The sequence below is a fragment of the Hymenobacter sp. genome, from assembly GCF_035709525.1.
GTDB lineage: Bacteria > Bacteroidota > Bacteroidia > Cytophagales > Hymenobacteraceae > Hymenobacter.
In genome coordinates this window covers 1-8,588 of the sequence record NZ_DASTEP010000251.1, presented here as the reverse complement: position 1 = coordinate 8,588, position 8,588 = coordinate 1, and the positions used below count along the sequence as shown (strand labels likewise).

At 62.7% G+C, this 8,588-nt stretch carries 4 protein-coding genes; all 4 read left to right on the top strand.

Annotated features, from left to right (window positions below):
* Nucleotides 1–125: 125 nt before the first annotated feature.
* A complete protein-coding gene (gene galB / locus VFO93_RS22320; RefSeq protein ID WP_325136599.1) occupies nucleotides 126–2,606 on the top strand; it encodes a beta-galactosidase GalB in 2,481 nt (826 codons plus the stop codon).
* A 131-nt stretch (nucleotides 2,607–2,737) separates the two neighbouring features.
* Nucleotides 2,738–6,007 (top strand): glycoside hydrolase family 2 TIM barrel-domain containing protein, encoded by a 3,270-nt coding sequence (locus VFO93_RS22315; RefSeq protein WP_325136598.1) that lies wholly within the window; start codon nucleotides 2,738–2,740, stop codon nucleotides 6,005–6,007.
* Between the two features lie 17 nt (nucleotides 6,008–6,024).
* Nucleotides 6,025–7,185: an ABC transporter substrate-binding protein gene (locus tag VFO93_RS22310; protein WP_325136597.1), complete on the top strand. Its 1,161-nt coding sequence runs from the start codon at nucleotides 6,025–6,027 to the stop codon at nucleotides 7,183–7,185.
* Between the two features lie 155 nt (nucleotides 7,186–7,340).
* The coding region (locus tag VFO93_RS22305) for a CaiB/BaiF CoA-transferase family protein (protein WP_325136596.1) at nucleotides 7,341–8,588 on the top strand (1,248 nt) is incomplete at its 3' end.

Below are 8,588 nucleotides of genomic sequence, written 5' to 3'. Positions count from 1 at the left end.
GGAGTCGAAGCATCTCTACCGGTGAACTAACTCCTGACACTAGCAATGAAGCGGTAGAGATGCTTCGACTCCGCTCCGCTGCGCTCAGCATGACGTTCCGATACCAATGCAATAATTTCCACCTCATGCGCCTTTTCTCCCTTTCTCTGTTGCTACTACTCGGTGCACAAACGGCTGCTTATAGCGCGCAGCCCGGCCCGCCGCGCGTGGTGCAGCGCTTTGATAAGGGCTGGAAATTCTACCTAGGCGACGAGGCCGGCGCGAAAAACGCCACCTTCAACGACGCCGCGTGGCGCCAGCTCACGCTGCCGCACGACTGGAGCATCGAGGGAAAATTCGACGAAAAGAACCCCGCCAAGCCCGAGGGCGGCGGCCTGCCCACCGGCATCGGCTGGTACCGCAAGACGTTCGTGCTGCCGGCCACGGCCAAGCGCAACGTGTATATTGAGTTCGACGGCGTGTACAAGCGCAGCGAGGTGTGGCTGAATGGCCACTCGCTGGGCTACCGGCCCAACGGCTACATCTCCTTCCGCTACGAGCTGACGCCCTACCTGCGCCCCGCCGGCCAACCCAACGTGCTGGCCGTGCGCGTCGATAACTCGGCCCAGCCCGATTCGCGCTGGTACACCGGCTCGGGCATTTACCGCGACGTGCGGCTGGTGACGACGCACCAGGTGGCCGTGGACGAGTGGGGCACCTTCGTGCGCACGCCCGCCGTGAGCGCCCAGGCCGCCACGGTGGCCGTGCAAACGCAATTGCGCAATGCCACCGGGAAACCTCAAACAGTGGCCCTGCAAACGGTGCTGCTCGATAAAACCGGCCGGGAAGTAGCCCGGCAGCTGACCAGCGGCGTGCAGCTGAGCGGCGCGGCGGCCACCGTGTCGCAAAAGCTCACCCTGAAAAATCCGCAGCTGTGGTCGGTGGCGACGCCTTACTTGTACCGGGTGAAAACTACGGTGCTGGCTGGCAAAACACTTGAGGATGAGTATGAAACGCCGCTGGGCGTGCGCACCTGCGTATTTGATAGCCAGCGCGGCTTTCTGCTAAATGGGCAGCCGCTGCGCATTCAGGGCGTGAACCAACACCACGACCTGGGGGCGCTGGGGGCCGCATTTAACGAGCGAGCGGCCGAGCGGCAGCTGCAACTATTGCGCGCCATGGGCTGCAACGCCATTCGAATGTCGCACAACCCGCCCGCGCCGCAGCTGCTGGATTTGTGCGACCGCCTGGGCTTCCTGGTGCTGGATGAGGCCTTCGACATGTGGCAGAAAAAGAAGAACTCGCAGGATTACCACCTCGATTTCAAGCAGTGGCACCAGCGCGACCTAGCAGACCAGATTCGGCGCGACCGCAACCACCCGAGCATCTTTCTGTGGAGCATTGGCAATGAAATACGGGAGCAGTTTGACAGCACCGGCGTGCGGCTGACCCAGGAGCTGACCGCCATCGTGAAGCGCCTCGACCCGACCCGGCCCGTGACCTCGGCCCTCACCGAGCAGGAGCCGGACAAGAACTTCATCGCCAAGCCCGGCGTGCTCGACGTGCTGAGCTTCAACTACAAGCACGCCGAATACCCCGAGCTGCCCAAGCGCTTCCCCGGCCAGCATTTCCTGGCCACCGAAATCGCGGCCGCCTTCGAGACGCGCGGGCACTACGACCTGCCCTCCGACAGCCTGCGCATCTGGCCCAAGGATGGCAAGAGCAAGCTGACCACCGGCAATGCCGATTTCACGGCCTCGAGCTATGACCACGCCGCGCCTTACTGGGGCGCGACGCACGAGGCCGCTTGGCGCGCAGTCCGCAACAGCCCGTTTATCAGTGGCGCCTTCGTGTGGAGCGGCTTCGACTACCTGGGCGAGCCCCTGCCCTACCCCTGGCCGGCGCGCAGCTCCTACTTCGGCGTCATTGACCTGGCCGGCTTCCCCAAAGACGCCTACTACCTCTATCAAAGCGAGTGGACTACCCGGCCCGTGCTGCATCTGCTGCCGCACTGGAATTGGAAGCCCGGTCAAACTGTGGATGTGTGGGCCTACTACAGCCAAGCTGATGAAGTAGAGCTGTTTCTGAATGGCAAGTCCCTAGGTGTCAAAAAGAAGGGCGCCGATGACCTGCACGTCATGTGGCGCGTGCCCTACGCCGCCGGCACCCTGCAAGCCGTGTCGCGCCGCGCCGGCCAAACCGTGCTCACCCGCACCGTGAAAACCGCCGGCCCCGCCGCCAAAATCGAGCTAACCGCCGACCGCCAGCAACTACAGGCCAGTGGCAAAGACTTGTCCTTTCTCACCGTGCGCGTGCTGGATGCCGCCGGCAACCTGGTGCCCGATGCGGCTAACCTGGTGAAGTTCGCGGTAAGCGGGCCGGGCTTCGTGGCAGGCGTGGACAACGGGTATCAGGCTAGTATGGAGTCGTTTAAAGCGCCGGAGCGCAAGGCATACAACGGCATGGCGCTGGCGATTGTGCAGACGACGGAAAAGGGCGGGGCTATTACAGTGCGGGCCACAGCGGAGGGACTGGCGGGGGCAACAGTAACGCTGAATAGCGCCGCCCAGACGGGGCACCTCACCCCCCAACCCCCTCTCCAAAAAAGAGGGGGAGCCAAACGCTAGGCAGCAAAGTATTGACTTTGAAAATGATGCATAGAATCTACAAAGCTCTTTATCCACGCATCCCGAGTCGTCCGGCTCCCCCTCTTTTTTGGAGAGGGGGCTGGGGGGTGAGGTTCCCCGTCTGGGCGGCCTTGCTTTTCCTGTGGGCAAGCAAAGCAAGCGCCCAGGAAGCCAGCGTGTACTTCTTCCCCCACGTCTCGCACGTCCCCGCAATCTACGCCGGGCCGGAAACCGACGCCTGGGAAATCCCCCAAATCACCGAGCTAAACCGCGAGCCTGCCCGCGCCACGGCCTACTCCTTTCCCACCGAAAAAGACGCCCTAGGTGGCGACCGTAGCAAAACCCCGCGCCTGCTATCGCTGAATGGCAATTGGGATTTTCGCTTTGCCCCAAAGCCAGCCGACGCGCCCAAGAACTTCTACAAGAGCCGCGTGCAGGGCTGGAAGCAGCTGGCCGTGCCCTCTAACTGGGAGCTGAACGGCTACGACCTGCCTATTTACAAGAGCGCTAAGTATCCCTTCCGGCCCGTCGACCCGCCCCACGTGCCGCAGGACTACAACGGCGTGGGCTCGTACCAACGCACGTTTACGGTGCCGGCCGGCTGGCAAAACATGAACGTGACGCTGCACTTTGGCGGCGTCAGCTCGGCGTTTAAGGTGTGGGTGAACGGCCGGTTTTTGGGCTACGGCGAGGACAGCTGCCTGCCCTCGGAGTTCAACGTAACGCCATATTTACAAGGCGGCGAAAACGTAGTATCGGTGCAGGTAATGCGCTGGTCCGATGGCTCGTACCTCGAAGACCAGGACCATTGGCGGCTGAGCGGCATCTACCGCGAGGTGCTGCTACTGGCCGAGCCCAAGGTGCGCCTCGCCGATTTTCACTGGCAGGCCAAGCTTGACAAAGACTACCGCGACGCGGTACTAAGCATTCGGCCGCGCCTCGAAAACCTGACCGGCAACGACGACCTAGGGGGCTACGAGCTGTCGGCGCAGCTCTACGACGGCCGCAACGTGGCAGTACTCGCCAAGCCATTGCAAATCACGGCCGATGCTATTCTGAATGAGAAGTACCCGCGCCTCGACAATGCCAAGTTTGGCCTGCTCGAAACCACCGTGCGCAACCCCGCCAAGTGGAGCGACGAGGCCCCCAACCTCTACACGCTGGTGCTGACGCTACGCGACAAAACCGGCGCGGTGCTGGAGGCCAAGAGCTGCCGCGTGGGCTTCCGCAGCATCGAGTTTTCCAAGGACAATGGCAAGCTGCTTATTAACGGCAAGCTGACCTACCTCTACGGCGTGAACCGCCACGACCACCACCCCACCAAGGGCATGGCCGTGAGCCGCGACGACATTCGGCAGGACGTGCAGACGCTCAAACAGTTCAATTTCAACTGCATCCGCACCAGCCACTACCCCAACGACCCGTACTTCTACGACCTCTGCGACGAGTACGGCATCCTGGTTATCGACGAAGCCAACCTCGAAACCCACGGCCTAGGGTCGAAACTGAGCAACGACCCGGCCTGGACTACCGCCTACCAGGAGCGCAGCCTGCGCATGGCTTTGCGCGACAAAAACCACCCCAGCATCATCTTCTGGAGCTTGGGCAACGAGAGCGGGCGCGGCCCCAACCACGCCGCCATGGCCGCCTGGCTGCGCGATTTCGACATCACGCGGCCCATCCACTACGAGCCCGCGCAGGGCGACCCACACCTGCCCGGCTACATCGACCCCAGCGACCCGAAGTACCCTAAAAACCACGCCTACCGCATTCAGGTGCCGCGCGACCAAGCCTACGTGGACATGGTGAGCCGCATGTACCCCGGCCTGTTTACGGGCGAACTGCTGGCCAACCAGGACAACGGCGACACCCGCCCCATTTTCTTCTGCGAGTACGCCCACTCAATGGGCAACGCCACCGGCAACATGAAGGAGTTTTGGGACGGCTGGCGCGCCACCAAGCGCGTAATCGGCGGCTGCATCTGGGAGTTCAAGGACCAGGGTTTACTGAAACGCGACTCGACCGGCACGGCGTTTTACGCCTACGGCGGCGACTTTCAGGAGAAATACTACGACGACTTCACCATCAAGGGCATCGTGGCTTCGGATGGCCGGCCTCACGCCGCCATCTACGAGTGTAAGCGCGTGTACCAGCCGGCCGAATGCACGCTCACCGACGCGGGCCGGGGCCTGCTTCGGGTCGAAAACCGTCACGCCAGCAAGTCTTTGGCCGACTACGCGGTGACGCTAATAGTGCGTGAAGATGGCCGCGTAATTAGCACCAAACTGCTGCCACGCCTGCGGCTGGCGGCGGGGCGCGACACGGTTATCTCGCTTAAATCTTACCTGCCTAAGATGAAAGCAGGCGCGGAGTACCTAGGTACCATTTCCTTCGCACTGCCGCAGGCACTGGGTTGGGCCGAGCAAGGCCACGAGGTAGCCAGTAACCAGTTTACCCTGACTGGGCTGGCCCAGCCGACCAAGTCAGTCAAAAGCTACCCGGCCGTGGCCGTGCGCGACGACGCCACGGCTTATGTGCTCAGCGGCAAGGGCTTCCAGGTGAGCATTGACAAGGCTAGCGGCGCGCTTACCTCCTACCGCCAGGGCGGCACCGAGCAGCTGGCCGCGCCGCTGCTGCCGCACTTCACCCGCCCGCTCACCGACAACGACCGCCGCGGCTGGAAAGCCGATAAGCAGCTAAAGCCCTGGTTTACGGCCGCGCCCAAGCTGCAAAGCCTGACGCTGGACCAGTCGAAGCCCGGCCAACCCAGCCTCACCAGCACCTACTCGCTCATCGACGACAAAACCACGGTGCGCGTGACCTACACGCTAAACGGCGCTGGTACCCTGAAAGTAGACTACGCCCTCACGCCCGCCGCCGGCCTGCCCAACATTCCTAGGGTAGGCATGCAGTGCGGCATTCGCCACGCCAACACGCAAATCAGCTACTACGGCCGGGGGCCGCTGGAAAATTACATCGACCGCCGCTACGGCTTCGACGCGGGCATTTATAGCCAGTCGCTCAGCGAGTTTGCCGACTCCTACGTGGTGCCGATGGAGTACGCCAACCGCACCGACGTGCGCTGGATGCAACTGGCCGACCGGCAAAATGCCGGCCTACTAGTGGTAGCCGACAGCCTGCTGAGCATGAGCGCCTGGCCCTACACCGAGCAAACTATTCAGCAAGCCCGCCACACCAACAAGCTCAAAGACGCGGGCTTGGTCACCCTCAACATCGACCTGGTGCAAATGGGCGTGGGCGGCAACACCAGCTGGGACGCCCAGGCCGCCCCCATTGAGAAATACCAAGTGCCCGCCAAGCCCTATCGCTACAGCTTCTACCTGCTGCCGGTGAGCGGCAAGAACGACGCAGCGACCCGCGCCCAAGCCATCAAATTTTAAACACCGGAATCTCTCCAATGCCAACCGACAGCATTCAGTTAAAAGGAATTACCTGGAATCATAGCCGGGGCTTTGTGCCGATGGCGGCCACGGCGCAGCGCTTCGCCGAGTTGAATCCCGGTGTGGAAATCACCTGGCAGAAACGCTCGCTCCAGCAGTTCGCCGATGAGTCGATTCAGCAGTTGGCCGAGCGGTTCGATTTGCTCGTGATTGACCACCCATGGGCGGGTTTTGCGGCGCGCACGGGGGCCATTTTGCCGCTCGATGAATACTTGCCGGCCGAGTTTCTGGCCGACCAGCAGGCCAACACCGTGGGCCATTCCTACGAAAGCTATTCCTTTCAGGGCCACCAGTGGGCGCTGCCCATCGACGCGGCCACGCCCGTGGCCGCCAGCCGCCCCGACCTGCTAGCCCAGCACGGCCTGGCCCTGCCCGAAACCTTCACCGACCTGCTGGCCCTGGCCGACCGCGGCCTGGTGGCGTTCTCGCTCATTCCCATCGACACGCTGATGAGCTTCTACATGTTCTGCTGCTCGCTGGGCGAAGACCCCTGCCAGCGCGAAAACGAGGTGGTGAGCGAGGCGGTAGGCGTGCAGGCCTTGCAACTATTCCGCGAGCTGGCGAGCAAGGTAGACCCGGCCTGCTTCCACCGCAACCCCATCCAGGTGTACGAGGCCATGACGCAGACCGACGCGCTGGCCTACTGCCCCTTCGCCTACGGCTACTCCAATTACGCCCGGCGCGGCTACGCCCGCCGCCTGCTGCACTTCCACGACATGGTGGCCCTTACGCCCGGTGGCACCCGCCTACGCAGCACCCTAGGTGGCACCGGCCTGGCCATCTCGGCCAAGTGCGCCGACGTAGCCACCGCCGTGCGCTATGCCGAATTTGTGGCCTCGCCCGCCTGCCAACAAACGCTGTACTTCGACAATGGCGGCCAGCCCGGCCACCTAGGCGCCTGGCAAGATGCGCAGGTGAACGCGCAAAGCAGCAACTACTTCGCGGCCACGCTACCGGCCTTGCAGCGCGCCTTTTTGCGCCCGCGCTACCACGGCCACATGTTCTTCCAAGACCACGCCGGCGAGCCCGTGCGGCAGTATTTGCTAAACGGCGGCGATGAGCGGGCGCTGCTGCGCGAGCTGAACGCGCTGTATGTGAAGTCGCGGACGCTGGCTTAAAAATACCCTATTTAAACTGTCATGCTGAGCGCCGCGGAGCGGAGTCGAAGCATCCCTACCGCTTCGTTGCTAGCGTTAGGAGTTAGTTCACCGGTAGAGATGCTTCGACTCCGCTGCGCTCCGCTCAGCATGACGATTGTAAAACGAAACCAGCTATGCCCCTCCCTTTAGAAGGCCTTTTAGTTATCGAGTTCAGCCAATTTCTGGCGGCCCCATCAGCCGGCCTGCGCTTGGCCGACCTCGGCGCGCGCGTCATCAAAATTGAGCGGCCAGGCTCGGGCGAAGCGGGCCGGCAGATTGCCATCAAAAATCTATTTGTGGAAGGCAGCAGCCTAGTGTTTCACACCATCAACCGCAACAAGGAATCTTATGCGGCTGACCTCAAGAACCCCGACGACCTGGCCCAGGTGAAGCAATTGCTAGCGCAGGCTGACATCCTGACCCACAATTTTCGGCCGGGCATCATGGAGAAAATAGGCCTCGGCTACGAGGCCGTGCGGGCCCTGAACCCACGCATCGTGTACGGCGTGGTGACGGGCTACGGGGCTACCGGACCCTGGGCCACCAAACCGGGCCAGGATTTGCTGGTGCAGTCCATGTCGGGGCTGGCGTATTTGTCGGGTACGGCGGCCGATGGGCCGACGCCCTTCGGCATCGCGGTGGCCGATATTATCTGCGGCGCGCACTTCGCGCAGGGCCTGCTGGCGGCAGTGCTCAAGCGCGACCGCACCGGCCAAAGCGTGCTGGTCGAAGTAAACCTGCTCGAATCGGTGCTCGACATGCAGTTTGAGTTGCTGACCACACACCTCAACGATGGTGGCCAACTGCCCCAGCGCGGTGCAGCGCGTGGCACGGCGCACGCTTACCTCAGCGCGCCCTACGGTATTTATGCCACCCAGGACAGCTTTTTGGCCCTGGCGATGGGCAACCTCGATAAGCTTGACAACCTGCTGGATACGGGCATTCTGGCCGACTACCCCACCGCCAGCTCTTGGTTCGATGGCCGCGACGACATCAGCGCCCGCCTGGCCGCCAAGCTCCGCGAAAAGTCCACCGCCACCTGGCTGGCGCAGCTAGAGCCGCTGGGCATCTGGTGCGCCGAGGTGCTCAACTATCAGCAAGCCACGGCTAGCCCTGGCTTCGAGGTGCTGGGCATGAAGCAACTGGTAAAACTGGCTGATGGGCAGCCACTGGCTACCACACGCTGCCCCATTCGCATCGATGGCGAACGGCTGTATTCGGACAAGGCCGCACCCCGGCCGGGGGTTGATACTGAGCGTATTCGGGCGGAGTTTGGATTATATGACACCCAGACGTTAGACCCCACCCCCAGCCCCTCCCCTCCGGGGGAGGGGAGTCTATCGTCTTCTGACATTAGCGAGCGTCCGGCTCCCCTCTCCCGG